Source organism: Saccharopolyspora terrae (assembly GCF_004348435.1).
In the GTDB taxonomy this organism is placed as follows: Bacteria; Actinomycetota; Actinomycetes; order Mycobacteriales; family Pseudonocardiaceae; genus Saccharopolyspora; species Saccharopolyspora endophytica.
Genome location: NZ_SMKS01000021.1, coordinates 30,468 through 55,630, shown reverse-complemented (window position 1 = coordinate 55,630; position 25,163 = coordinate 30,468). Strand labels below are relative to the sequence as shown.

The following is a 25,163-nucleotide window of genomic DNA, read 5'->3' as shown; positions in this document are numbered from 1 at the left end:
GAACCCGAAAACCGCCGTAATCCGCGTCTCCCCCGGAATACCGCCGTAATTGGGGACCGGAATACCGCCGTAATCGGGTCTCCCGACCGCCAGGCGCACGGAAAACCGCCGCAATCGGGGGTCCGAATGCGGCGGTGATCCAGGTGATCGCGTCGTGGGGTGGTGCGGTCGGTGATCAGAGGAGGAGCGGGAGGAGGGCGTGGCGGCGGCGGACCACCGCGCCGAAGCGGGAATCGAGGCGCAGCCAGGAGTCGGTGGCGCTGACGCGGACGATCTCCTCCTCCGCCGGGGTGTTGACGAGGAACCCCATGCCGGAGAGGACGAACAGGCAGCGCAGCGGGACCTTCACGTCGAGGCCGGAGCCCTGGACGGTGAAGACCTCCTGGTCCAGCAGCGACGCCGGGGGCGTGCCCTTCGGGCCCACGTTCTCCTTGGCGACGTCGATGCCGCGCTCCGCGACCTCGCCGACCAGCCGGGCCGGGAGGTCGTCGACGAGCTTCCAGCCGGTGGCCGGGGGCAGTTCCGAGCGCCACATGAGGTCCTTGGGCGCACCCGGGTCCATCACGTCACCGCCGGCGACGGTCAGCGTGGCCAGCAGCTCGTTCCCGGAGATCGTCAGGTCGGCCGGGTCGACCGAGCCCTCCACCGAGCGGGTGGACAGCGCGTCGAACGGGGTCGCCGCCCAGACGTCCATGCGGTCGGTCCCGGGGCGGTTGCGCATCCGGACCATGGACTGGTTGTCCAGCCGGACGGCGCGGGCGACGAAAGCGCCCAGGTCGTCGCGCTCGACGCGGTCGGGCATGCGGAGCTCAGGCACGACCGGTCTCCAACTGCTCGGCCCGCCACTCCGACAGGAAGCCCCGCTCGTCGGTGGTCAGCCGGCGCGGCCGTCCGGCGCGGAGGTCGTAGGGCACCATCAGCGTCTCGGCGGTGCACACGGCTTCGTGCGCGACCGCGGTGTAGTCGATGACGAACGAGGCCGCCTTGAGCTCCCGCACCGACATCCGGACCTGCAACGACTTGGCCGCGTACATCAGCGGCGCGTGGTAGTCGATGACGATGCGGGCGACCACCATGCCCTCCGCCATGCCCAGCAGGCCCTGCTTCTCCGCTTCGGTGAACAGCAGATCGGCTCGTGCCTCCTCCAGCAACGTGATCGTCCTGGCGTGGTTGACGTGGCCGAACGCGTCCATGTCGGACCAGCGCAGGGCTACCTCGGCTACGTACGCGCCCACTGGGCCTTTCCTCTCTGCCGTGTTCGTGGTGGGCGGGGGCTGCGAACCCCCACCCACCACGATGGTCACCGGACCATGCTGCGGAGCTGACGCGCCGCCACCGACAGCGTGGCCAGATCAAGCCGCCCGGAGCTCACGATCTGCTCCAGCGACGAGTTGGCCCGCGCCAGTCGCGCGGCGTTCGTCGACTCCCACCTGGCGATCTTCTCCTCCGAGCTCTCCTCCGGCTCCGAGGTCCGCAGGACGTCCACGGTGATCGCGCGCAGCGATGCGTAGAAATCATCCCGCAGGGCCAGCCTAGCCAGCGCGTGCCACCTGTTGCCGCGTTCCAGCTCGTTGACCGCGATCAGCATCCGCTCGACGTCCAGGTGCGCCCACAGCGCGTAGTACAGCTCGGCGCTCTCGCCCGGGCTGCGCTCCGCCGAGATCCCGGCGTCGCGCTCGCCCAGCTCGGCGACCTCCCGGATGTCCAGCAGCGCGTAGGCGTCGAGCAGCACCGCGACCCGCTCGGCCAGCGCCTCCGGCACACCGGCGGCCACCCAGCGATCGATCTGCGCGGTCACGCCTTCGGCCGCGCGACCGCGCAGCAGTGCGCGCACGCTCGGCGTCAGCTCGGCGACGACCGGCCGGAACCGGGTGATCTCGGCGCCGATGGCCAGCGGCTGCGGCCGGTTGGTCAGGATCCACCGCGCGGCCCGGTCGAGCAGGCGCCGGCTCTCCAGCACCATCTCGTCGGCGATCGCGCTGGGCACCGAACCGCCCAGGGCGTCGATGTCGGCCCACAGCTGCCGCAGGTCGTAGACGTTGGTGACGACCGCGAACGCCCGCACCACGTCGGTGGTCGACGCGCTGAGCTCCTCGGTCAGCCGGTAGGCGTAGGAGATGCCCGCGCCGTCGACCATCTCGTTGACCAGCAGGGTCGTGATGATCTCGCGGCGCAGCGGGTGCGCGGAGATCGCGTCGCCGTAGCGCTCCCGCAGCGGCCGGGGGAAGTACTCCGGCAGCCGCTCGGCGAACGACTCGGTGTCGGGCAGGCCGCTGGCCAGCACGTCCCGCTTGAGCTGGAGCTTGACGTGCGCCATCAGCGTCGCCAGCTCCGGCGAGGACAGGCCCTCGCCCGCCTTCTCCAGGTCGCGGAACGCCTTCTTGGTCGGCAGCGCCTCCAGCTCGCGGTCCAGGCCCGCGGACTGCTCCAGCGCGGCGACCTGCCGGGCGTGCACCGGCAGCATCGGGGCGGCGTGCGCCCGCGAGATGCCCAGCACCGCGTTCTGCCGGTGGTTGTCGGTGAGCACCAGCTCGCCGACCTCGTCGGTCATCTCGCCGAGCAGCTCGTTGCGCTGCTGACCGGTGAGCCTGCCTTCGGTGACCAGCTGGTCCAGCAGGATCTTGATGTTGACCTCGTGGTCGGAGCAGTCCACACCGGCGGAGTTGTCCAGCGCGTCGGTGTTGACCTTGCCGCCGTGGCGGGCGAACTCGATGCGCCCCAGCGAGGTCAGACCGAGGTTGCCGCCCTCGCCGACGACCTTGACCCGCAGGTCACCGCCGTTGACGCGCACGGCGTCGTTGGCCTTGTCGCCGACCTCGGCGTGCGTCTCGGTGGCCGACTTGACGTAGGTGCCGATGCCGCCGTTCCACAGCAGGTCGGCCGGTGCCAGCAGGATCCGCCTGATCAACTCGGCCGGTGCCAGCTTGCTCACCGACTCGTCGATGCCCAGCGCCGCCCGGATCTGCGGGTTCAGCGGGATCGACTTCAGCGACCGCGACCACACGCCGCCGCCTTCGCTGATCTTGCCGCGGTCGTAGTCGTCCCAGGTCGAGCGCGGCAGCTCGAACAGCCTGCGCCGCTCGGCGTAGGAGACGGGGGCGTCGGGCTCCGGGTCGATGAAGATGTGCATGTGGTTGAACGCGGCCACCAGCCGGATGTGCTCGGACAGCAGCATCCCGTTGCCGAACACGTCACCGGCCATGTCGCCGACGCCGACGACCGTGAACTCCTCGCTCTGGGTGTCGAGGTCGAGCTCGCGGAAGTGCCGCTTCACGCTCTCCCACGCGCCCTTGGCGGTGATGCCCATGGCCTTGTGGTCGTAGCCGACCGAGCCGCCGGAGGCGAAGGCGTCGCCGAGCCAGAAGCCGTAGGACTGGGCCACGTCGTTGGCGATGTCGGAGAACGTCGCCGTCCCCTTGTCGGCCGCGACGACCAGGTAGGTGTCGTCGCCGTCGTGGCGCACCACGTCGCGAGCCGGGGCCACTTCCCCGCCGACCAGGTTGTCGGTGAGGTCGAGCAGGCCGGAGATGAACATCCGGTAGCAGGCCACGCCCTCGTCCAGCGAGGCCTTGCGGTCCACCGCCGGGTCGCCGGTGGCCAGCGGCGGGCGCTTGACGACGAAGCCGCCCTTGGCGCCGACCGGCACGATCACCGCGTTCTTCACCGCCTGCGCCTTGACCAGGCCCAGGATCTCGGTGCGGAAGTCCTGCGGGCGGTCCGACCAGCGCAGACCGCCGCGCGCCACGGAACCGAACCGCAGGTGCACGCCCTCCACCCACGGCGAGTACACGAAGATCTCGAACTGCGGCCGGGGTTCGGGCAGGCCGGGGATCTCGCGCGGTTCCAGCTTGAACGCCAGGAACGGGCGCTCCCGCTCACTGGCGTCGACGTAGTAGTTGGTGCGCAGGGTGGCCCGGATGAGGCTCAGGTAGTTGCGCAGGATCCGGTCCACGTCGAGGCTGGTGACCTCGTCGATCAGCGCGGTGACCGACTCGGTGAGCTCGGTCTCCCGCGCCTTGCGGTCGGCTTCGCTGAGCTCGGGGTCGAAGCGGGCCTCGAACAGCCGCACCAGCGCGGTCGTGGTGGTGCGGTGCGCGAGGATCGAGTCCTCGATGTAGTCCTGCGTGTAGGCGATGCCGACCTGGCGGAGGTACTTGGCGTAGGCGCGCAGGACCGAGGCCTGCCGCCAGTTCAGCCCGGCCCGCAGCACCAGCGCGTTGAACCGGTCGACCTCGGCGTCGCCGAGCCAGACCGCCCGGAAGGCGTCCTCGAAGCGCTGCCGCAGCGAGTCCAGCAGCTGCGGATCGGTGCTGTCGAGCAGGCCGGAGTCCAGCCGCAGCCCGAAGTCGTAGATGTAGAACCGATCGCCGGAGCTCTCCAGCGTCAGCTCGTAGGGCCGCTCGTCGACGACCTCCACGCCCATGCTCTGCAGCACCGGCAGCACCCGGGACAGCGTGACCCGACCGCCGACGTAGAGCTTGAAGCGGCGCTGACCGGCGCTGGCGTCGCGCGGCACGTAGAACGACATGCGCAGGTCGTCGGGGCCGCTCAGCGACTCCAGGCGGCGCAGGTCCTGCAGGCCCTCGGCGGCGCTGAAGTCCTCCTTGTAGGCCTCCGGGAACCCGGACGCGTAGTCCTGGCCGGCCTGGCTGATGGCCTCCGACAGCGCGCGGGCCGGTCCGCCGACCACTCCTCGTCCGGAGCGCTCGGCGTCGACCTCGGCGACCATCTGGTCGTCCCAGGTGTGGATGGCCTCGTCGAGCCGCTGCTGGATGCGCGCGAGGTTCGGCTCGATCTCGTCCTCGGGATCGGTGTGGACCACGAAATGCACTCGCGCCAGCGTGGATTCGCCCACGCGCGTGCTGTACTCCAGCCCGGTGCCGCTGAGCTCGTCGAGCAGCACTTCCTGCATGGCCAGCCGCGAGCTGGTCGTGTAGCGGTCCCGCGGCAGGTAGACCAGGCAGGAGAAGAACCGGCCGTAGGGGTCGCGCCGCAGGAACGGCTTGAGCTTGCGCCGCTCGGCGAGCGCCAGCACGCCGGTGAGGGTCTCCTGCAGGGTCTCGAAGTCCGTGGAGAACAGCTCGGTGCGCGGGTAGCTCTGGATCTCCTCCAGCATGCGCTGGCCCGAGTAGGACTCCAGCGGGAATCCGGCGCGGTGGATCACCTCGCGCACGCGGCGTTCCACGAACGGGATGTCGAGGACGTCCTCGTGCAGCGCGGTGGTGGTGAACAGCCCGAGGAAGCGGTGCTCACCGCTGACCCGGCCGGACTCGTCGAAGGTCTTGACGCCCACGTAGAACGGGTGGACCGGACGGTGCACTGTGGACGGTGCGCCCGCCTGGGTGAGCACCAGCAGCTCCCTGGACAGCGCCTTGGAGTCCGGGCCGGTGGTCAGGCTTCGCGAAGCGATGCTGTCGCTGCGCAGCACGCCCAGCCCGGAGGCCAGGACGGCCTGCAGCGCCTCGCCGTCGTCTTCGACCAGCTCGTAGTGCCGGTAGCCGAGGAAGGTGAAGTGCCCGTCGGCGAGCCAGCGCAGCAGGCCGGCGCCGTCGGCGACCTCCTCGTTCGGCAGCGGCGGCGGGTTCTTCTCCAGCTCGTCGGCCAGCGCGCGGACGCAGGAGTGCATCCGCTCGGTGTCCTCGACGACCTCGCGCACGTCGTTGAGGACGCCGTCGAGGTTCTGCTTGAGCGCCGCGAGGCGTTCGAGGTCGACGACCTGCCCGACCTCGACGAACATCCAGCTCTCCGCCATGGCACCGGCGGGCGGGTCGGACGGGTCGGCCTCCGGCAGCACCTCCAGGAGCTCACCGGCGAGGTCTCGTCTGACGACGACGATGGGGTGGATGACGCGCAGCACGTCGGCGTTGTCGCGGCCGAGCTCGGCGATCAGCGAGTCCACCAGGTACGGCATGTCGTCGGTGACCGTCTGCACGACCGTGGCCTGGCTCTGCCAGCCGTGTTCGTCGAGGGTCGGGTTGAAGATCTGCACCAGGGGGCGCCCGGCGGCGCGGCTCGCGGCCAGCCGGTGGTGCGATCTGAGGGCTCCGACCAGGTCGTTCGGGTCGTCGTCGACGAGCTCTTCGGCCGGGACGTGGCGGTAGTAGGTGCGCAGCAGCTCGCCGAGTTCGGGAGCGAACTCGACGGCTCGGTCCAGCAACCGCCGCTTGGCCATTTCGGGGTTCTCGGACTGCTCGCCGGTCGTTCCGGTCTGCACGTGTCCGGGATTCGAGGTCATGTCAGGCAGCTCCACGCTTAACGGCACCTCGTTGTGCCAACAGGTTCCACTCTAAGACTGCCAGTTCCCGCTCACGGGGCCGGGATCTGACTGCGGACCGCTGGTGAAAACAGGCGCAACGATCGATGTCCACGAGGTTTCTCAGAGCAACGGATCCGCTGCCGCACCACCGAATCCGGATGCGCGGTGGCGGGCCCCGAAGCCCGCTCGTTGATCATCCTCTGTGGACTGATGGCGCTTGCGCCCGGTCTCACCGCCGGTGCCTTGATCCGTGTGTTTCGAATCGCTGTCGCTGTAGCTGTCGCCGTAGCCCGGCTCACCGTAACCGGAATTGTGATCGCTGCCATACCCGACGGCGGCGATACCCTCGCTGACCTGCTGCTTCGCCTCGTCGGTGCGGCCGGCGTTGTAGGCCATGAGCGCGTCGGCGAGCAGGTCCGCCAGGCTCGCGTCCGCGCTCGGCTCCGGCGGCACCGGGTCGGGCTCGGGGACGCTGAACCGGAAGCTGGGGTTGGTGTCCTCGGCCGTCGGTTCCGACGGCACGGGAGCCGGAGTCTCGGGTTCCGGAACGGCCTGCCCCGGCTGGAACGCGGCGAGCGGATCGGGATCGGCGTGCCGGGCGCGGCGCCGGGAGGGCCGGTGATCGGCGGGCAGCTGGAGGTCGGCGCGGATCTCGGCCAGCGACTTGCCCCGGGACCGGCGCCCGCCCTGCGGAACGTCGTCAGCGACCTGCTCCGGGATCTCCTCGGATGACTCCTGGACCGGGAATCCGTGCGGCGGGGTCGCGGGCTCCGGTTCCGGCTCGCGGGTGCGCCCGCGGCGGTCGTGGGCCTCGGTGATGCGCCGCAGGCTGTCGGCCGCCGCCGCCAGCGGATCACCGCTCCACCGCTGCGAGGGGTCGTCGTCTCCGTAGTCGTCCTCGTAGCCACCGGACTCGTCGTCCGCGCCGAACTCCTCCTCCTCGGCGGGGCGGGCCTGCTCGGACTCGCTGGAGGGCCACCAGGTGCTTGTGGAGCGCTGCGATTCCTCCGCGGCCGGTTCTTCCTGGCCGGAGCGGAACATCTCGCTCGGCGACACCGCGTCGAAGGCCACCCGCGGCTCGGGCATCGACCGCTGCTCAGCGGCGGCCTCGGCGGGAGCGGGCTCGGCCTCCTCCGCCTCCTTGGCCGCGCGTCTGGTCAACGCCTCCATCAGCAGCCGAGCCGCGTCGTGGGCCTCGGCGTAACCGCCACGCCTGGGCGCAGCCGGCTCGGGAACGACGGGTTCAGGTCGGAGCGGATCGGCAGCCGCGGGTTCGGGCTGGACCGGCTCGGGACGATACGGCTCGGGCGCGGCGGGTTCCGCAGGGGCCGGTTCGGGCTCGGGAACGAGGGGCTCGAACCGTTCTGCAACGACGGGCGCAGCCGCTACTGGCTCGACGGGCTCGGGAACGGCGGGCTCAGGGGCCACCGGCGTGACGGGCTCAGGCGCGACGGGCTCGGGCACCGCCGCCACGACGGGTGTCCGCCGACCGCGCGGCGCGTCGGTCTCCGCCGGGTACGCGCTGAGCAGGCTGACCCGCGCGTTGTGCACGGCCGCCCGCCACCGCCGGTCGGCTGAGTAGGCACCGCGCAGCGCCTGCAACGCCTCGGGGATCTCCTCCACGCGCTCGTGCGCGCGGGAGAGCGCGTTGAGCGCCTCGGCGAGCAACCCGTCCAGCTTGTGCCGCTCGGAGATCGCGGCGGTCTCGGCCAGCACCCGCAGGGCGGCCTCGTGGTCCCCGGCGGGCAGGTGCACGCGGGTGGCCAGCGCTAACCCGAGCCACCCGGTGGGTCCGGCGGCGGCCGCGCGCACGGGTTCGGCGAGCACGGCCTGGCTGGTCTCGACGGCTTCGACGCGATGGCCCTGGTCGAGCAGGGCGTGCACGCGTTCCAGCAGCAACCGGGTCTGGATCTCGCCGGCCTCGGCCTCCGGGTCGCTGAGCCGCCGCAGCAGCGCCAGCCCCGCGTCGGTGGCGGCGACGGCCTCGCCGAACTCGCCGAGCCTGCGGCAGTGCGCGGCCCGGACGACCCACACGCGGGCCTTGAGCACGCGGGTGAGGTCCTGGTCGGCGTCGCAGTCGGCGTAGAGGCGCTCGGCCTCGTCGAGGGCCTGGCTGCGCTCGTCGACGTCCTGGTGAGCGGGCAGCGCCGAGGCCAGGGCCAGCAGGGCGTGCGCGCGAACGGCGGGGTCGACCCGCTCCTGCGCCAGCTCGCGGCGGAGGATGCGGACGGCCACCTCGTGGCTGCCCGCGCTGACCGCGCACCAGCCGAGCTCGATGCGCAGCCGGGTCAGGACGTCGCCGCCCGACGCCTCGGCGTCGCGGACCGCGGCGAGCGCCCGGCCGGTGGCCGAGACGCCGCGTCCCAGCCGGTTGGCGGCGAACAGGGCCAGCGCCTCGGCGCGCAACCGCGCGCCCCGGTCGCCGGTGCGCCTGGCGAACGTGACCGCTCTGTCGCTGAGCACCAATGCCAGTTCCGGGACTCTCCACCGCATCTGCCACGCGGTTTCGAGCAACCCTTCCACCGAGCTGGACTCTGCCACAGCGGCCACGCTCGCCAAGGCGCCTCCGTTCAGCCGCGGGTCAACTTGCGATGGGTAACCCGGTGCGGTCGGGCTGCGTCGGCGCCCAGCCGCTCGATCTTGTTCTGCTCGTACCCCTCGAAGTTACCTTCGAACCAGAACCACTTGGACGGGTTCTCCTCATCTCCCTCCCACGCGAGGATGTGCGTGGCGACGCGGTCCAGGAACCAGCGGTCGTGGGAGATGACCACAGCGCAGCCGGGGAACTGCTCGAGCGCGTTCTCCAGCGAGCCCAGGGTCTCGACGTCCAGGTCGTTCGTCGGCTCGTCCAGCAGGATCAGGTTGCCGCCGGACTTGAGCGTCAGGGCCAGGTTCAGCCGGTTGCGCTCACCACCGGAGAGCACGCCCGCGGGCTTCTGCTGGTCCGGGCCCTTGAAACCGAACGCGCTGACGTAGGCGCGCGAGGGCATCTCGACCTGGCCGACCTGGATGTAGTCCAGCCCGTCGGAGACGACCTCCCACACGTTCTTGTCGGGGTCGATGTTCGCGCGGTTCTGGTCGACGTAGGACAGCTTGACGGTGTCGCCGACCTTGACCGTGCCGCTGTCGGGCTCCTCGAGTCCGACGATGGTCTTGAACAGCGTGGTCTTGCCGACGCCGTTCGGGCCGATGACGCCGACGATGCCGTTGCGCGGCAGGCTGAACGACAGGTCGTCGATCAGCAGCTCGTCGAAGCCCTTCTTGAGGTGTTCGACCTCGACCACCGTGTTGCCCAGGCGCGGGCCCGGCGGGATCTGGATCTCCTCGAAGTCGAGCTTGCGGGTCTTCTCCGCCTCGTTGGCCATCTCCTCGTAGCGCGACAGACGGGCGCGCGACTTGGTCTGCTTGGCCTTGGCGTTGGAGCGGACCCACTCCAGCTCGTCCTTGAGGCGCTTCTGCAGCTTGGCGTCCCGCTTGCCCTGGACCGCCAGGCGCTCCTGCTTCTTCTCCAGGTAGGTGGAGTAGTTGCCCTCGTAGGGGTAGGTGCGACCGCGGTCGAGCTCCAGGATCCAGCCGGCGACGTTGTCCAGGAAGTACCTGTCGTGCGTCACGGCGAGGACGGCGCCCGGGTAGTTGGCCAGGAACTGCTCCAGCCAGAGCACGCTCTCGGCGTCGAGGTGGTTCGTGGGCTCGTCGAGCAGCAACAGGTCGGGCTTGCTCAGCAGCAGCTTGCACAGGGCGACTCGCCGTCGCTCACCACCGGAGAGGTGCGTCACCTCGGCGTCCGGCGGCGGGCAGCGCAGGGCGTCCATCGCCTGCTCCAGCTGGGAGTCCAGTTCCCACGCGTCCGCGTGGTCCAGGTCCTCCTGGAGCTTGCCCATCTCCTCCATCAACTCGTCGGAGTAGTCGGTCGCGAGCTGCTCGGCGATCTCGTTGAAGCGGTTGAGCTTCACCTTGATCTCGCCGACGCCCTCCTCGACGTTGCCGAGGACCGTCTTCTCCTCGTTCAACGGGGGTTCCTGCTGCATGATGCCCACGGTGTAACCCGGCGACAGGAACGCTTCACCGTTGTTCGGCTGGTCGAGTCCCGCCATGATGCGCAGCACGGTCGACTTGCCAGCCCCGTTCGGCCCGACGACGCCGATCTTGGCGCCCGGGTAGAACTGGATGGTCGCGTTGTCGAGGATGACCTTGTCACCATGCGTCTTGCGCACGTTTTTCATGGTGTAAATGAACTCGGCCATGCGACGAATCGTAGTTGCGTCCCACCCGGCGCCGCGCATGCGGGCCCCCGGGAACCCGAACAGGCGATGGCCGGGTGTTCAGCCGCGCGGCGAGTCCTGATCGGCCAGGCGTTTGAGCATCTCGTTGTAGGCGGTGAGATCGGCGTCACCGTCCTTGTCGGCTTTGCGATCGATCCGCCGCGCCTGCCGGTCGTCCGCCCGGGACCACTGGATCAGCAGCGCCAGCATCACCACGACCAGCGGCACCTCACCGGACGCCCACGCCAGGCCGCCGCCGAGCCGCTGGTCGGCGAGCAGGTCGGTCAGCCACGGCAGGTCGAGGCTGCGGTAGAAGTCACCGCCGATGGGCTTGGCGGACATCATCAGCGCGATGCCGAAGAAGGCGTGGAAGGGCATCGAGGCGAAGACCATGCCGACCTTGCCGATGGGCGGCAGCTGGCGCGGCGACGGGTCGATGCCGATCACCGGCCAGTAGAAGACGTAGCCGACCAGCAGGAAATGCGCGTTCATCGCCAGGTGCGCCCAGTGCTGGCTCAGCGCCAGCTCGAACAGGCCGGTGAAGTACAGCGCGTAGAACGAGCCCACAAACAGCACGAGGGCGACGATCGGGTGGGTGAGCGCGCGGGTCAGCGGCGAGTTGACGAACGCCACCAACCACTCGCGAGGCCCGGCGGGCATCCCCTTGCCGGCGGGCTTGAGCACGCGCAGCGCCAGCGAGGTCGGTCCACCCAGCACCAGCAAGACCGGGGCGAGCATGGACAGCAGCATGTGCTGCCCCATGTGCACGCTGAACACGGCGGGCGCGTAGCGGCCGACACCGGCGGAGGTGGCGACGAGGATCGTCAGGCAGCCGCACAGCCAGGCGATCGTGCGGCCGACCGGCCACTTGTCGCCGCGGGCCTTGAGCCGCTGCACGCCCCACAGGTAGAAGCCGGCCAGGACCAGCGCCACCGTGCCGTAGACGAGGTCGAAGCGGAAGTCGAACAGCAGCCGCAGCGCGTCCGGCGGCGCGTCGAGCGTGTAGCCGATGATCAGCTCGGTGCGGCTGGGCACGGTGGTGTAGCCGCCGGGCGGCGGGGTGCGGCCGAGCGCGACCGCGACACCGAGCGTGGCGAACATGATCAGCACCTCGACGGCGCCGAGCCGCAGCAACCCGGACGACCCCGCTTCCAGCCGGGCGACGACCTTGTTGCGCTGCACGTATCCGAACGCGCCGAGCACCAGCAGACCGGCGACCTTGAGCAGCACCAGCAGGCCGTAGGTGGAGCCGAACAGCTGCTCCGGCGTGACCCGCACCAGCGCGTTGATCACCCCGGACAGAGCCATGGCGATCCAGCTGACCAGGGCGATCACCGAGAACCGGCGAGCGACCAGCGGCAGGTGCGCCCCGCCTCGGGCGGCGTGAGCGATCAGGGCGATCAGCCCGCCCACCCACAGCACGGCTGCGACCAGGTGGAACAGCAGGCTGTTGGTGGCGATGTCGTGCGCCCCGCCGCTGGCGGAGTGACCGGTGGCGATGACCGGCAGCAGCCCGGCCAGGCCGAGCGCGAAGGTCACCACGGTCCAGCCCCACGACAGCACGATCCGGCACGCCAGCGCGACGAGGAACGCGATCACCGCGGTCAGCGCCCAGGCCTTGGCCTCTTCGAGCGCGTCGATGAGGCCGAACAGGACGTCGGCGCTGAGCACCTCGTTCACCGGGCGCCCGGTGGCGTCCGCGCAGATGAAGGGCACCATCAGGGCGGCACCGACGAACCACGCCGAGGCGGCCCAGCCCGCCGTGCGCACCGCCGCGTAGCCGTCGGCGAGCAGTGCGCCGGAGCGGTTGGCGGGGATGCCGAAGGACGCCAGCAGCAGCGAACCGATGGCCACCACGGACCCGGTCTCGGCGAGGACCCGCACCACCGCCAGCCCGTACTGGGTCACGGGACCCGGGTCGGGCAGTCCGAGCAGGGCGTAGTTGGCTCCGGCGGACAGCGTGGTCAAGGCGGCGGCGATCAGCGCCGCGAGCACTCCTGCGGTGAAGACCAGCACGCCGACCGTGCCGGAAGCACTGCGCCTGGAATTCGGTTCGGCGACGGACTCTGATGGCACACACCGAGCGTAACGGCCCACGTGTCGGCCTCACCGGTCAGGATGGCGCACCTGGACGTGGTCTCGCGCACTCCGCGCCGCTACGGTTACCCCGTGCCGAATGTCCGTCACCGCCTACCGCGGGTGCTCGCGCTGTGCGTCCTGATCGGCGGATCGGCGCTGAGCGGCTGTTCGACCGCCGTGGTGGGCAGCCCCATCCCCGCGGCGGGGTTCCAGGAGCATCCCGAGACGCCGCAGACGCGGTCGGCGATCGCGCAACCACCGCGCATCCCGGCCCCGCGCGGCGAGGTCGACCCGTGCACCCTGCTCTCCCCCGACGACCTGGTCCCGGTCGGCGGCGTGGCTGGTCCCCCGCGCCCGGGCAACCCGGTGCCGGGCGCGTGCGCGCACCTGCTCGGCGGCCACCCGGACAACACGGCCGCCGCCGGTTTCCACGAACCGTTCACGTCGATCGCCCGGCGCCAACCGCGCGGCGTCGAAGTGGACGTGCGGGGCTACTCCAGCTGGCTGTACTGCGAACCGGTGACGGGCTACCAGACCTGCACGGCCGCGACGGCGATCCGATCGGACAGATCACTGCTGACGATGCTGTCGCTCAAGGACGCCTCAGCAGCGGACACGGCCGACCGGCTCTTCGGCCTGACCACCGCGGCGCTGGGAAAACTACCCCCGGCATAACCCGCTTGCCGGTTGTCGAAAAGCTTGCCGTTAGGTACCGGCTCGGCAACGTTGCCGCGTAGATCCCACAAGCGATGCGGCCGACCGCTACCCTGCTTGCTGCACAACGTCGGGCATACCGCCCACCAAACGGCCCCCATAGCTCAGCCGGATAGAGCAAAGGACTTCTAATCCTTAGGTCGCAGGTTCGAGTCCTGCTGGGGGCGCAAACCCCCTGGTGAGCAAGCGGGGGTTGATCCTGATGAAGATCAACCCCCCGCTTCGGGCTCCCGGCTACTCGGCCAGCTTCGCGATCGACTGGGCCCACAGGAAGTACTTGTTCGTGCCGAGGTCGCGCACGGTCTTGATGCCGAAGGCCGACTTGAGGTGCTCGGCATCGGAGTCGCTGACGCCTTGTAGCGCGGCCACCGGCGCGTCAGCCAGGTCCGCCACGCTCTTGCCCTCGTAAGCCTTGTCCAGCTTGCTAGCGAGATCACCCATGAGAGAAAGCCTCAACAATCTCGATCCAGCGGTGCCCCTACGAGCGTAAGAGCAGCCGAGATCGGGGCAACCTGAGCGAACTCGGGCGCAGCGATCGAGCGTTGACGACTGCGGTCCGAACTGACCCGACAGAGGAGACATCGATCATGGACGGTTCGGACCAGAACCGCCCACTGCCCCGGTGTCCGAGATCTCCCTCACCGCGGACCGCCGACGTGATGCACTCTCCTCCGAGGACACCGTCGGACGATCTGCGGGAGAGGGCATGACCAGCGCAGCGCTGTGGGGGTTCACCGTCGTCGCGGTCCTCGCCGTGATCACACCGGGCTTGGACACGATGCTCGCCCTGCGCCACGCCCTCCTCGGCGGCCGCAAGGCGGGCCTGACCGCCGTCCTCGGGATCACGACGGGCTGCCTCGTCTGGGGAACGGCCAGCATCGTCGGTCTGACCGCGCTGCTCACGGCGTCCGAGGTCGCCTACAACGTCGTCCGCGTCCTCGGCGCCGCCTACCTCATCTGGCTAGGCGCGACCGCGCTGTGGAAGACGTTGCCCCGCAACAGGAAACCGGCCACCGAAGACGTTCAGCTCCCGGCCGGGCGTTCCGCCTTCCGCGCAGGCGTGATGACCAACCTCCTCAACCCCAAGGTCGGCGTCTTCTACATGAGCCTGCTGCCCCAGTTCCTCCCCACGGGCCCGACCGCTTCCGCCTGGGGCGCCCTGCTGGTCACCATCCACCTCACCGCCGGCCTGCTCTGGCTCCCCACCCTGGTCTGGATGGCAGGAAGAGCCAGAGCCCTCCTCCAGAAGCAACGAGTCCGCCGCTGGCTGGACCGCGTCACGGCGACGGTCCTCGTCGGCCTCGGAGTGAAACTGGCGGCCGAGGCCTGACGGGCTCACATGCAGCAGGGCGGTGGGTTCTATAGGTCGTCCCCCCGAAACCTGCCACGCCTTCTAACGCGCCGCCGAAGCAACCCGTGACACTCGCCTCGCTCGGCCAGGACCCACAGCCAGTGAAGATGTGGTGCGAACCTGGCGTTACTTGTAGGTACTCCCGTAAGCCTTGTTCCAGTCGCTCGTCTTGTCGAAGCCCGGGTAGCAGTGGTAGCTCACGTTGTTGGAACCGCCGCTGAAATCTCCAGCCACCTGGTAGCGGACGCCGTCCACGCTGTTGTTGGGGCAGATGCCCCCCTCCACGAGCTTTCCGTCATTAGTCAAAAAGCCGTCGTGGCGGATGATGTCGGCCTGTTTCTGTGCCGTGATCTCATCCTTCAGGGCATCTCCAGACCTCTTGTCAGCGGCCTGGAGCTCCTCATAACCGGCCTCGCCGCGCTGATAGCGCTGCCAGACATCCTCCCGGTGCATCTTGGCTTCCAAACGAGCGTCGCCAGCTTCCTTGACCTTCTCCAGGTTCTCCTGCCGCTTGATATCCGCGATCTCCGCGGCATTCTTCGAGAAGTGCTCTTTGTGCGTCTGCTCGGTAATGTGCTCCGGGAACTTCGTAGCACCGCCGTTGCTTACGTTCTTGTTGTCCATGCCGGAGATGAACTGGCCCTTGCCCTGGTGCTTGTTCTGGTGGGCTTCGATTTCAACGTCGTACTTCTTCCCGTTGACCTCGTGCGAGTTCAGGTACTTCTCCTTCGCGGGCCCCGACCCTTGCGGCGTTTCCTTGCTGCTGCCGCCCTTGTTCTTCGCTCCCTGGCCGCCATTTCCGGTCTGCTTGGCGTTGCCCGCAGGGCCGTGGCCAATGCCTGGCTTCTTCGGCATCAAGCCGAGTGGGTCCGCCTCGCTGTTCGGGTTCGTGACGTAGGCGATGGGATTCGGGGCCGGAACCAAGCCCAGCGGGTCCTGGCTGAGATAGCGACCGGTGGTTGGGTCGTAGTAGCGGTAGACGTTGTAGTTCAGACTGGATTCCAAGTCCGCGTACTGCCCGGGGAACCGAAGCGGTGTGCTGGCCACGGCCTGCGGGTTGGGGAGCTCCTTGCCCCACAGGCTTGTGCGGCGCTGCCAGGCCAGCATTCCGCCCGCACCGACCAGTTCGGTCGGCGTCCCCAGCTGGTCGGTGACGACCAGGTGGAACCGTTCCTGCGCGTCGACATCACGCTCAAGCTGAGCGACGGGCACCTCACCGTCCGGATGATGCGCCCAGGTCGTAACCACCCGACGACCGTTGGCATCGGTGTGCACCTGCTCGATCAGCGTGCCGCCGTCCCAGACGAAGTCGACCTGCTCGGCCACCGCTGATGAGTTCGGGACCAGCCGTTGCTTGGCGATCCGCCGACCGACCGGGTCGTAGCGGTAGCGCCATACGACTCCGTCCGGGGTGGTCACCGCGACCAGCCGGTCATAGGAATCCCATGCATAACGCCAGTTCCGGCCAGGATTTTCGGTACGCTGCACCAGCCGTCCCTGCGGATCGTGCTGGAAATCCACCGCTCCGGCGGCGATCAGGCGATTTCCCACATAGCGGCGCAGGCCGTTTTCCGCATCACCCAAGCCGTCCGTGGCGACGACGTTGCCGAGCCCGTCGTAGCGGTAGCTTTCTCTCCGCTCCGGCCGGATTACCTCGACGACGCGGCCGGATGGGTCGATCTGGTAGCGAATGCTGCCAGCGACTCCGTCATCCGTGCCGATCAGTTCACCATCGGGGCGGTAGTGGTACTGCCGTTGCAGAGCAGGTTGCCCCGCACCCCCCGTGATCTCCTGTGAAGTGAGCCGCTGTTCGATGTCGTAGGACTGGACGAGGGCCACTGCACCGTCCATCGCCCGTTTGATTTGCAGGCCTGCAGCGTCGTAGGCGAAGTCCAGCGAATGCCCTCCGAAAGACAGCTTCACCGCCCGGCCGTTCTCGTCATAGGTCCAGGCACTCGCAACGCCGGACGGTGTCCGCCGCCGGATCACGCCGCTGTTGCTGTCGTAATCGAACGTGACCGTCCGGCCGTTGATCTTCTCCTCGACGATTCGGCTCTGGTCGTCTCGCACGAATTCCAGCACGGCATCGTCGTTCGCCGCTCGCACGAGATCGCCGACGGGCGAGTAGCAATAGGTGGTGGTGCCGGACGGAGCACGCCACTCGACCAGGTTGCCTAGCTCGTCGTAGAGGTACTCGGTTTGTTCCCCGGCACCGTTGACCGAGCGCACGAGCTGCCCGGCGGCGTCATAAGTGAAGCGCAGCACCCGGCCGTCGAAATCATGCTCCTCGACCACTCTGCCCGCGAGGTCGTGGACATACCGCCAGGTCTGACCCTGCGGGTTCGTGACGGAGGTCAACCGCCGCTCGGTGTCGTAGGTGCGCGTGGTGCGGGCACCGGTCTCGTCGACGCGGACCAGCGGGGTCTCGAACGGGCCGTACTCTGTGGCGTTCACCCCGCCCAGCTCATCGACCTCTGCGATCTCGTTGCCTTCGGGGTCGTAGCGCCACTGTGTCCGATTGCCAAGCGAGTCGACGCGCCAGGACCGGTGCCCGTCCACCGTCCAGCCGAGCTGAATCCGGCCGCCTTGCGGCGAATTCTCCTCCCGTGGGCGGCCGAAAAGATCAAGCAGCCGCGGACCCGTGAGTTCCTGCCCGATGCCTGCCGGATCGGTGGCCGGATCGGCCGATTCCGCCCGGTCCGACCGGAGACTGTCGAGATCGAGTTCGGGTACTGCGCCGACGTTCCCACCAAAGGGGTCCAGCGGTTTGTCGTAACTGCGGGTCCAGGACCGCTGACCGTCCTTCACCATGATCGACTCGACCAAGCTGGCGGCGTTGAGGAACAGCCGGACGACACTGCCGTCCGGGCGTGTGATCCACCTCGCCCGCCCCTGACTGTCGTAGTGGTAGTGCGTGGTCCTCCCCAACGGGTCGGTGCGGGACAGGAGATGTCCGTAACGGTCCCACTCGGAGCGAGTGGTGTTGCCCAGCGCATCCGTCTCCCGGACGATCTGGCCCCTACCGTCGAACTCGAGTTCCTTAATACCGCCCAAGGAATTCTTGTACGTGGTGACATTTCCGTTGTAGGTGAACACGGAGTCGAAGAAACCGTCGGGCCCCACTGTCCGGACAACACGACCGTTCTCCGCGTAGACGTAGCGGAACCAGAAGCCATTGCGGTCTTGCCACTCAGTGAGTCGGCCGGCGTCGTCGTACAGGTACTTCAGCGCCTTGCCCGAAGAGTTGATGACCTCGGCAAGTCGGCCCGTGTCGTCGTAGCCGTACTTCCTGACCAACACATTGAGGTCATTGTCCGGGTCAACGACACGAATGGCCGTGACACGCTCGTTCTCGCTGTCGATCTCCACGCGGTACCCGTCGGAGTGCTGCAACGCCTTGGGCGGGCCAAACCGGCGGTGCTCCACATCGACCCGACGACCTTCGGCATCCTCGACCGCGTGCAGCGGCACCACCCAGTCGTGCTCCCCCAGCCGATGGAAGTGCAGGACCTCGTGCTCCAGCGGCTTCTCAATGCTGTACCCACCGTCCTCGCGCACGCGCAAGGGCCAGCGCGAACCCTCGATCGGGAGCACCTCCTCTCCTACCGACGGCAACGGGTAGACCAAGATCATGCCGTCCGGCGAGAAGTAGCAGACGTGCTCATCGTCGACTTCCAGCCGCTGGTCCAGCGTCGACGACCAGGCAAGGCCGAACCAGCGGCCAGCGCTGTAGGACGAGACGTACATCCGCTCCAGCACCAGGCTAAGCGGGTTGAGAATCTCCAAGTCGGTCTCGACCATCACCATCTCGCCGGTGGAGAGGTCGACCGGCTCCGTACTGTCACAGGGGCGATCTTCCGACCGGGTCGCGCACTTTTCCGGGTTCTCCGGCTTGTTGTTGGGCCGATCCGTGTTCTGCTTGTTGGACTGCCCCGCGTTCTGCGACCTGGTTCCTGCGGGTCCGGGTGAGCCAGCGCCGTCGCCCTTGGCACCTTCGTCCTTGGGCCCGTCTCCCTTGCCGCCGTTTCCGCCGTGCCCATCACCTTTCGACCCGGAACCGTCAGCGTTCTGCGCGTTCGTCCCGGCTGGGCCGTCGTTCTTGGTGTTGTCGGCCTTGATCTTGTCGAGGGCCTTCTTGGTGTCGCCGAAGGAGTCGCCGAGCTTCTTGAGCATGGGCGAGAGCTTCTTCATCGCCTGGATGAGCTTGGTGGTGATGTCGGCGATGCGGGCCGCGACCTTGGCGACCTCGGCGACGACCTGGGGCACCACCCAGGCCAGGGCGATGCCCAGCGTGCAGACGACCTGCAGCGCCCAGCTGATCAGGTGGCCGACGAGTTCGGCGATGATGTCGCGCACCAGCGTGCGCACCGCGGCGACGACCTCGCCTGCGGTGCCGATGCCGTCCGCTGCGCCGTCGGCGGCGGACTTGGCGGCCGCGATCAGGTTCGCTGTGTCCTCGCTGCGCTTGCGGTAGGCATCGCCCGCTTCGCCCAGCCAGCTGGCCGTGTCGGCCTTGACCAGGTCTTTCATCTCGGTGTTGATGGCTTCGAGCTCGGCCGAGATGTTCTTCCAGGTCTCCGAGTGAGACTTGATCTCATCCGGATCGCCGGTCAACGAGTCCAGGGCGTCCGAGACTGGCCCGACGTGCTCGATCAGCCAGCCGACACCAGCGGAGAAGATCGCGCCGAACGGGTCCAGCGCCATGCCCAGCGCGTCCAGGCCGGTCCCGACCGCGCCCATGACGCCCGAGGCCCAGTCACCGGACTCGATCGCCTTCTGCGTGTCGGCGACCGACTCCGCGATCTGGATACCGCTGAACGCCTGCGTCGAGTCCTCGCGCTGCGCCACCAACGGATTCGTCACTACAACCCCCAGAACAAGAAATCAGGTAGGAGAACTCAGTCGCGCAGCGGGTCGAAGTCCGGGCCGAACTCGTCGTCCTCGTCTTCGAAGCGCGGTCGCCTCGGCTGCGCCGGTGGTGCCGTCGGCGCTGCCGGTGCGGCGGGCGGGGCCGGGGTTTCGTCGTCCTCGGCGGGGCCGTCCCACTTCGAGGAAGATTCCTCCTCGACCTCGTCCTCCGGCTGCTCCGGGAACCGCTCGCGCAGGTTGTCCAGCATCATCGAGCGGGTCTGCTGGTCCTCGTCGCCGAGTGTCGCGGCCATGGTCTCGCCGACCTTGCCCGCGATGTCGGCCTGCGCGCGGTGCATCGTCGACAGGATCTGCGCGGCGAGCTCGTTCGGCGGCATCGAGCGGATCTTGTCGGTGAACTCCAGGTCGGTCACGCTGCCGTCGGCGCGCACCGTCACCTTGATGCGACCGTCCGGGCTGCTGGCCGACAGCCGCAGCTGCTCGGTCTGCGCCTGAACTTCCTGGTACCGCTGGGCTTTTTCGGCGAAGCCCTGCGCCCACTGCTGGATGCGACGTTCCGCTTCATCGGGGTCGGCCCCGGCGACCGCGAATCCCCCCGAGCTCTGGCCCGTCATCGCACAACCTCCGTCGACATCTCGAAATCCTCGGTGTTCGGTGTGAATCGACCGGTCAGGCCGATGTGCCGCGCTCCGGCTCCAGCACCGGAGTCCCCTGCTGCTGCGGGGTTCCCACCGGCGGGACTCCGCGCAGCGCCACGGCCGACCGGTTCACCTTGACCGCCTCGTCGAACGTCTTGAACGAATCGGCGTTGGCGTCGTCGGTGTCCAGGTAGTCCTTGGCGGTGGAGCGCACGTTGTCGGCCGTGACGGTGATGCCTTCCTTGGCCGCCTTCAGCGCGTTCATCCCTTCCTCCTCCATCGGGTTGACGATGGGAGGCAGGAAGGAGCACAGCAGCCCGTAGGCCTCGTCGGACATGCTCACGGCCTGGGCCGCCGAGATCGCGGTGTCCAGCCGGTCGGTGAGCCCTTCCAGGTGGCTGGCGTGCGCGGTCAGGTCTTCGGCCTGAACGTTGAACGACGTCATGAGTTCCCCAATCCTCCGGTCGTCAGGCGACTGAGGCCACGACGTCGGCGAGGCGGTGTTCGATCTTCTTGTTGTCGGCCGGGGTGATGCTGAGCCAGGCGCCCTGGCTGACCATCAGGTAGCGGCCTTGGTGGGTGTCGAACCAGGTCACGAGGGTTGTCGAGCGGCGTGTTCCGCGTGAAACGCCGAACTGGCCGCCTGCTCGGCGGTTGTTGGCGAGTTCGAGCACGGTCGCCGCGTCCTGCGGTGACAACCCGGCCTTGACCAGGGCGACGTCCTCGTCCACGTCGCCGCCGAAGGGATCGTCGTCGTCCTCTTCGAGGGCCTTCGACAGCGCTTCGGCCGGAACCGAGATCGCCCGCTGCAGGCCCGCTTCGCCCGGCGGCAGCACGCCGACGGCGGACAGGGCCAGCGCGGTGGGGCGGATCTCGGTGAGCCGCAGTTCGTCTCCCACCAGCTCCGCGAGCGCTCCGCTGCGTGGTGCGACGGCGGCGAGGGCGCGAATGGGCTGATCGCGGTGTCCGATCACGTCCACCGACGTGTCGTGGTCGACCAGCAACCGCAGCAGGTGCGCGAGCCTCGGGTCGAGGTCGCGGTCGATGGCGAGTCCGCGACGCGCCAGCGAGCGGAAGGCCTCTGCGGTGAGTTCCGCCCGTTCCCGCATCGTGGCGCCGAGGCTCGGGACCTCCAGCGGGTACGGGATCTTGCCGAGTCCGAGTTCGGCCCAGACCAGGTCGAATTCGGCCGCGGAGAGCACGAAGTCCGGGTTCGTCATTCCTCGCTCTTTTTCTTCTTCTTGCCCTCGCCGATCACCGGCGGCGGGAGGTCCTTGCCCGGGACCTCGACGACGGGACCGCCTTCGACGTACTTGGCCTTGCGCGCCTCGTCCTCGCTGCCCTGACCACCGCGGTTGCCCATCGGGCCGCCGCCCATCATGCCGCCGGCACCACCTGCCGAGGCCTGTCCCGGAGCGGCACCGCCGCCCTGGACCGGACCGGCTCCGCCGTGGTCACCGGCGGGCGTCCCGCCGATGCCGGACGTGCCGCCGGGCGTGATGCTGCTGCCGGCCGCACCTCCGGACGGCATCGGCGGCGGTGTCGCACCCAGACCGCCCGCACCACCTGCGCCGAGGGAGCCTCCGCCGGCCGCCTTCGTCTGGCCGATCGGCGGGATCTCGCCGTTCGGGCCGGTCGTGTTCGGGATCGGCGGGATCTGCCCGCCCCAGTTCCGGTTGCCGTCGCGGTTGTTCGGCTTGCCGGGACGACGCCCGCCCGGACCGAAGACGTCCCCGTCCGGTCCCTGGTGCGGCCGCAGCTTCTGGGTCTTCTCGGTCTGCCTGTCGCCGCCTTGGAACGAGGTCGCGTTCTGCGAGGTGGTGCTCTTGGGCTTGTAGTCCTCCAGCGACGGAGGCTTCGGATTCGGGGCGCTGGCCGCGGGTTTGACCGGATTCGCCCGAATCGTCGGCGAATCCATCGAGCTCGGGCCGCCGATCTTCGGGATCTGCATCTTCTTCGTCGGCGCGTTGGCCCCGGCGGGGCCGGTCTGCGCCGCCAGCGGCATTCCGTCCGGCCCGACCCCAGCGGGTCCGGTCTGCGCGGCCAGCGGCGGAGCCGTCGGCTGACCGGCTGGTGCGGATGCGGGCCTGGTCATCTTCTGCGTCGCCTCGGCGCCCCCGGCCGCCGACTGCTGCTGGGTCGGCGCTTCGCCCGCCCCGTTGGCCTCCGTCGCGGCCACGGACCGGACCATCTTGGGGGGGTTCAGCTCCTCGATGGGGTCCGGTGGCGGCGTGAAGCGCGGGGTGTCGCCGTCGATGGCGCGGGAGGATTCCTCCATCCGCGTCATCACCCGCACGGCCTGCTCGTGCGCGCTGGAGGAACGCTCCTGGTTGGCGCGCAGGTCCCCCATCGCCTTGGTGAAGGACTCCAGGTCACCGGCGGCGAAGGTCTGCGCGACGGTCGCGTGGAGCTCCTTGGCGCCCTTGACGGGCTCGGGCATCTCGGCCTTCGCGGTCTCCATGACGCGGCCCTGCTCCGAGACCCGATCTGCCAGCGCACCAGCGGATTCCCCGGCGTCGCGGCTCCAGTTCGCCAGCTTCTCGATCGCCGATCGCGCGGCGTCAGCGGCCTCGCCCTGCCAGCCCGATTCGGTGGCGCGGAGCTGCTCGGACATCCGGTCGGCGGACTCGGCCATCGCGCGGCTCAGCTTGGTCCACTCGTCGGCGAGCTGACCGACGCGGCCCGGATCGTTCTCGATGTGCACAGCGTCGTAGAGCTCGCGGTGGCTGCGCGATGCCCAGTTCTGCGTCTCCACCAACGCGAGGTCGGGTGAGTCCTGCGGCATGTTCTCTTCTCCTCGGCCTGGATTCCAGGCGGATCAGATGAGCTTCTGGAAGGAGTCCGCGACGCGCTGGTCGGTCTCCCGGTAAGTGCGCATCGCGCTCTCGATCGCGTCTCGGGCGTCCACGAGGACGTCCCGGTAGCGCGTCAGAACCGCGACCAGCGAGTGCTCGCCACCTTCGGCTCGGCCGGCGAACTTCTCCGCCATCGCCGCGCCCACCGGGTTCTGCCCCAGCGGCGCCTGCCGGGCGAGGTTGCGCGCTTGCGACAACCAGGAGTCGACCGAGTTCAAGCGCTCGTCCAGGGCGGAGCGGATCGACTCTCCCGCCTCCGGGTCCAGCTTCAGGTCCAACGACTCCACGGCATCGCGCACCGCAGCCACGGCAGCCGTGGACACCGCGAGCGACTGAGACGCCTGCTCGTCAGGCTCGTTCATCTCTCCCCCGGAAAAACAAGGACAACGGCACCTACCCGATGGCGCCGGTCATCAACATCCCCACGACACAACACTTACCAGACGCCGCGAACGGCAGGCGATATTGGACGCATCGTGATCACTTGTTTACCTCAGCCGCCGAAAACTGTGACGAGAAAGACGACTCACCGTATGAACCATGCCGCGACGGCACGATTCATCCGGCGCTCCGGCAGAATTCAGATCCACAGTGGATGGATGCTTTCACGAGACCGCGTCCTCTGGGGTCAGGCTCGTCCCGGCCGCATTTCGGCATCGTTCCCGCTGGTAGGAGCGATGCCGCAGCCCTGCGTTGATGCTGCGGGCTCCGCGCGCATCCGCTGGATGTTCGTCAGGTCGAACCGCGCGATGTCGTGATCCGAGTTCGAGTATCTCGGGTTCGTGATTCGACACTTCCCAAAGCGGACAACTGCTGGTCGGCGCGCTGGATTCGACGGGGCGGAATACCACTGCTCGTGGATTTCGGGCTAGGTGGTACCGAAAACCCTCTTCGACGCGACCATGGCGCACTCGCCTCCGGCAAACAACACGGCCCCCGCCGCGAAGGCAGGGGCCGCGCGAGGTCAGCCGTCGAGTTCGCCCGCCTTGACGGCTGACAGGAAGTCCGCGAACCGCTTCTTCGAGAAGGCTAAAGCGGCCTGCTCAGGAGCCTTCGAGTCACGAACACCGCTGACGTGCGGCAGGTTCTGCGCCAACTCGACGCACTGCCCCTGATCGGTGCTCCGACTCGACTTCCGCCACACGGCGCCCGCCAGCTCGTTCATCTTCGCGTCCTCCCCTTCGCAGGTGTGTCACAGGGACGACGCAAGGCTATCCATGAACTCCACGGATTCGGCAGGAGTGAGCGCTTCGGCACGCATCTGCTCGAAGACCTCGGTGTAGTGCTTGATGTCGTTCGGACGCTCCAGCCAGACACCACCCCTGAGGTTTTCGACGTACACGGCATCCATGTCGTCAAAACCCTCGGGGAACCGGAGCATCGAGAACGGCGTCTGCAGACCGAGATGCGCTCCTGCTGCGAACGGCATGACCTGGATCGTCATGTTCGGCTTCGCGGCCGTCGTGACGAGGTAGCGCAGCTGGTTCCGGAGAACCTCCTCGCCGCCGACCGCTCTCCTCAGCGCGGCCTCGTCGAGCACGACGTGCAGCCGAGTCGGGTTCTTCTCGCAGTTGACCCGGTCTTGCCTGGCTTTTCGCAGGCCGATGGAGCGCTGAAGCGTCTGCTCGTCGACGGCCGACGCCCTGACCCCGAACATCGCCTGCGCGTACTCGGGCGTCTGCAGAAGTCCGTCCACCACGATCGGCGAGTAGTTCCACAGCTCGTCGGCGTCGGATTCCAGGCCGACGAACTTCTCGAACCACTCCGGCATGGTGTCGGAGTACATCGCCCACCAGCCGCGTTCGTTGGACTCCTCGGCCTGGCGGACGAGGTTGTCCGACAGCGGAGCCTCCACGCCGTAGAACTGGCAGAGCAGGCGCACGTTGCGCGGCAGGATGACCTGCTTGCCGCCTTCGATCCGGTTAATCGTGGTGACGGTCAAGCCCGCGTACTTGGAGGTGTCGGCGACCTTCTTGCCCGCCTGCTCGCGCAGTTGGCGGAGCTCCCGCCCGAGCTCGCGGCGCCGGAGGTTGGGCCCCGGCCCGTCCTCGTGCTCTTCGACCATCTCTCGCACTCCCTGGCTGCGCATCTGACTGCTGATCATCCTGCAACAGGAGTGCCCACATTGCGTTCACCCAG

General features: G+C 68.7%; 17 protein-coding genes and 1 tRNA gene. 3 read left to right on the top strand and 15 right to left on the bottom strand.

Going from position 1 to position 25,163, the window contains the following annotated elements:
* Window positions 1-175 precede the first annotated feature (175 nt).
* From E1181_RS14400 to E1181_RS14375, 6 genes are all read right to left on the bottom strand, one after another.
* On the bottom strand, window positions 176-817 hold the full coding sequence (locus tag E1181_RS14400) for a hypothetical protein (RefSeq protein WP_132674962.1): 642 nt from the start codon (window positions 815-817) through the stop codon (window positions 176-178).
* A complete protein-coding gene (locus tag E1181_RS14395) occupies window positions 810-1,235 on the bottom strand; it encodes an acyl-CoA thioesterase (protein ID WP_132674960.1) in 426 nt (141 codons plus the stop codon). The genes E1181_RS14400 and E1181_RS14395 overlap by 8 nt, the downstream gene beginning before the upstream one ends.
* 65 nt (window positions 1,236-1,300) lie before the next feature.
* Entirely contained in the window at window positions 1,301-6,235 is a 4,935-nt protein-coding gene (locus tag E1181_RS14390; protein ID WP_132675024.1) for an NAD-glutamate dehydrogenase, read from the bottom strand.
* Window positions 6,236-6,376: 141 nt separating this feature from the next.
* A complete protein-coding gene (locus tag E1181_RS14385; RefSeq protein WP_132674958.1) occupies window positions 6,377-8,797 on the bottom strand; it encodes an ATP-binding protein in 2,421 nt (806 codons plus the stop codon).
* Window positions 8,798-8,826: 29 nt separating this feature from the next.
* Window positions 8,827-10,500 (bottom strand): energy-dependent translational throttle protein EttA, encoded by a 1,674-nt coding sequence (gene ettA, locus E1181_RS14380; protein WP_132674956.1) that lies wholly within the window; start codon window positions 10,498-10,500, stop codon window positions 8,827-8,829.
* 78 nt (window positions 10,501-10,578) lie between these two features.
* A complete protein-coding gene (locus E1181_RS14375; RefSeq protein ID WP_132674954.1) occupies window positions 10,579-12,594 on the bottom strand; it encodes a cytochrome c oxidase assembly protein in 2,016 nt (671 codons plus the stop codon).
* A gap of 93 nt (window positions 12,595-12,687) precedes the next feature.
* Between E1181_RS14375 and E1181_RS14370 the strand changes: the two genes are divergently transcribed.
* Window positions 12,688-13,272 (top strand): DUF3558 domain-containing protein, encoded by a 585-nt coding sequence (locus E1181_RS14370; RefSeq protein WP_235876766.1) that lies wholly within the window; start codon window positions 12,688-12,690, stop codon window positions 13,270-13,272.
* 132 nt (window positions 13,273-13,404) lie between these two features.
* Window positions 13,405-13,478: transfer RNA gene (locus E1181_RS14365), tRNA-Arg, on the top strand.
* 67 nt (window positions 13,479-13,545) lie between these two features.
* On the opposite strand, the gene E1181_RS14360 is transcribed toward E1181_RS14365, so the two are convergent.
* On the bottom strand, window positions 13,546-13,752 hold the full coding sequence (locus E1181_RS14360; protein WP_132674950.1) for a hypothetical protein: 207 nt from the start codon (window positions 13,750-13,752) through the stop codon (window positions 13,546-13,548).
* A 265-nt stretch (window positions 13,753-14,017) separates the two neighbouring features.
* Between E1181_RS14360 and E1181_RS14355 the strand changes: the two genes are divergently transcribed.
* Window positions 14,018-14,641: a LysE family translocator gene (locus E1181_RS14355; protein WP_132674948.1), complete on the top strand. Its 624-nt coding sequence runs from the start codon at window positions 14,018-14,020 to the stop codon at window positions 14,639-14,641.
* A gap of 147 nt (window positions 14,642-14,788) precedes the next feature.
* Here the strand turns inward: E1181_RS14355 and E1181_RS14350 are convergent, their stop codons facing one another.
* The 8 genes from E1181_RS14350 to E1181_RS14315 form a co-directional block, all read right to left on the bottom strand.
* Window positions 14,789-19,510 (bottom strand): DUF6531 domain-containing protein, encoded by a 4,722-nt coding sequence (locus E1181_RS14350; RefSeq protein ID WP_235876765.1) that lies wholly within the window; start codon window positions 19,508-19,510, stop codon window positions 14,789-14,791.
* Between the two features lie 50 nt (window positions 19,511-19,560).
* Window positions 19,561-20,145 (bottom strand): YbaB/EbfC family nucleoid-associated protein, encoded by a 585-nt coding sequence (locus tag E1181_RS14345; RefSeq protein WP_132674944.1) that lies wholly within the window; start codon window positions 20,143-20,145, stop codon window positions 19,561-19,563.
* A 55-nt stretch (window positions 20,146-20,200) separates the two neighbouring features.
* On the bottom strand, window positions 20,201-20,614 hold the full coding sequence (locus E1181_RS14340; protein WP_132674942.1) for a type VII secretion target: 414 nt from the start codon (window positions 20,612-20,614) through the stop codon (window positions 20,201-20,203).
* A gap of 22 nt (window positions 20,615-20,636) precedes the next feature.
* Entirely contained in the window at window positions 20,637-21,389 is a 753-nt protein-coding gene (locus tag E1181_RS14335; RefSeq protein ID WP_132674940.1) for an ESX secretion-associated protein EspG, read from the bottom strand.
* Window positions 21,386-22,954 carry a WXG100-like domain-containing protein gene (locus E1181_RS32570; protein WP_132674938.1) on the bottom strand — a complete coding sequence of 523 codons (1,569 nt, stop codon included), beginning with the start codon at window positions 22,952-22,954 and terminating at the stop codon, window positions 21,386-21,388. Before E1181_RS32570 ends, E1181_RS14335 begins: the two co-directional genes overlap by 4 nt.
* 33 nt (window positions 22,955-22,987) lie before the next feature.
* The gene (locus E1181_RS14325) at window positions 22,988-23,386 is read right to left on the bottom strand and encodes a hypothetical protein (protein ID WP_132674936.1); all 399 of its coding nucleotides are present in this window, start codon (window positions 23,384-23,386) and stop codon (window positions 22,988-22,990) included.
* A 602-nt stretch (window positions 23,387-23,988) separates the two neighbouring features.
* On the bottom strand, window positions 23,989-24,189 hold the full coding sequence (locus E1181_RS14320) for a DUF397 domain-containing protein (protein WP_132674934.1): 201 nt from the start codon (window positions 24,187-24,189) through the stop codon (window positions 23,989-23,991).
* Between the two features lie 27 nt (window positions 24,190-24,216).
* A complete protein-coding gene (locus E1181_RS14315) occupies window positions 24,217-25,089 on the bottom strand; it encodes a helix-turn-helix domain-containing protein (protein ID WP_235876764.1) in 873 nt (290 codons plus the stop codon).
* Window positions 25,090-25,163 lie beyond the last annotated feature (74 nt).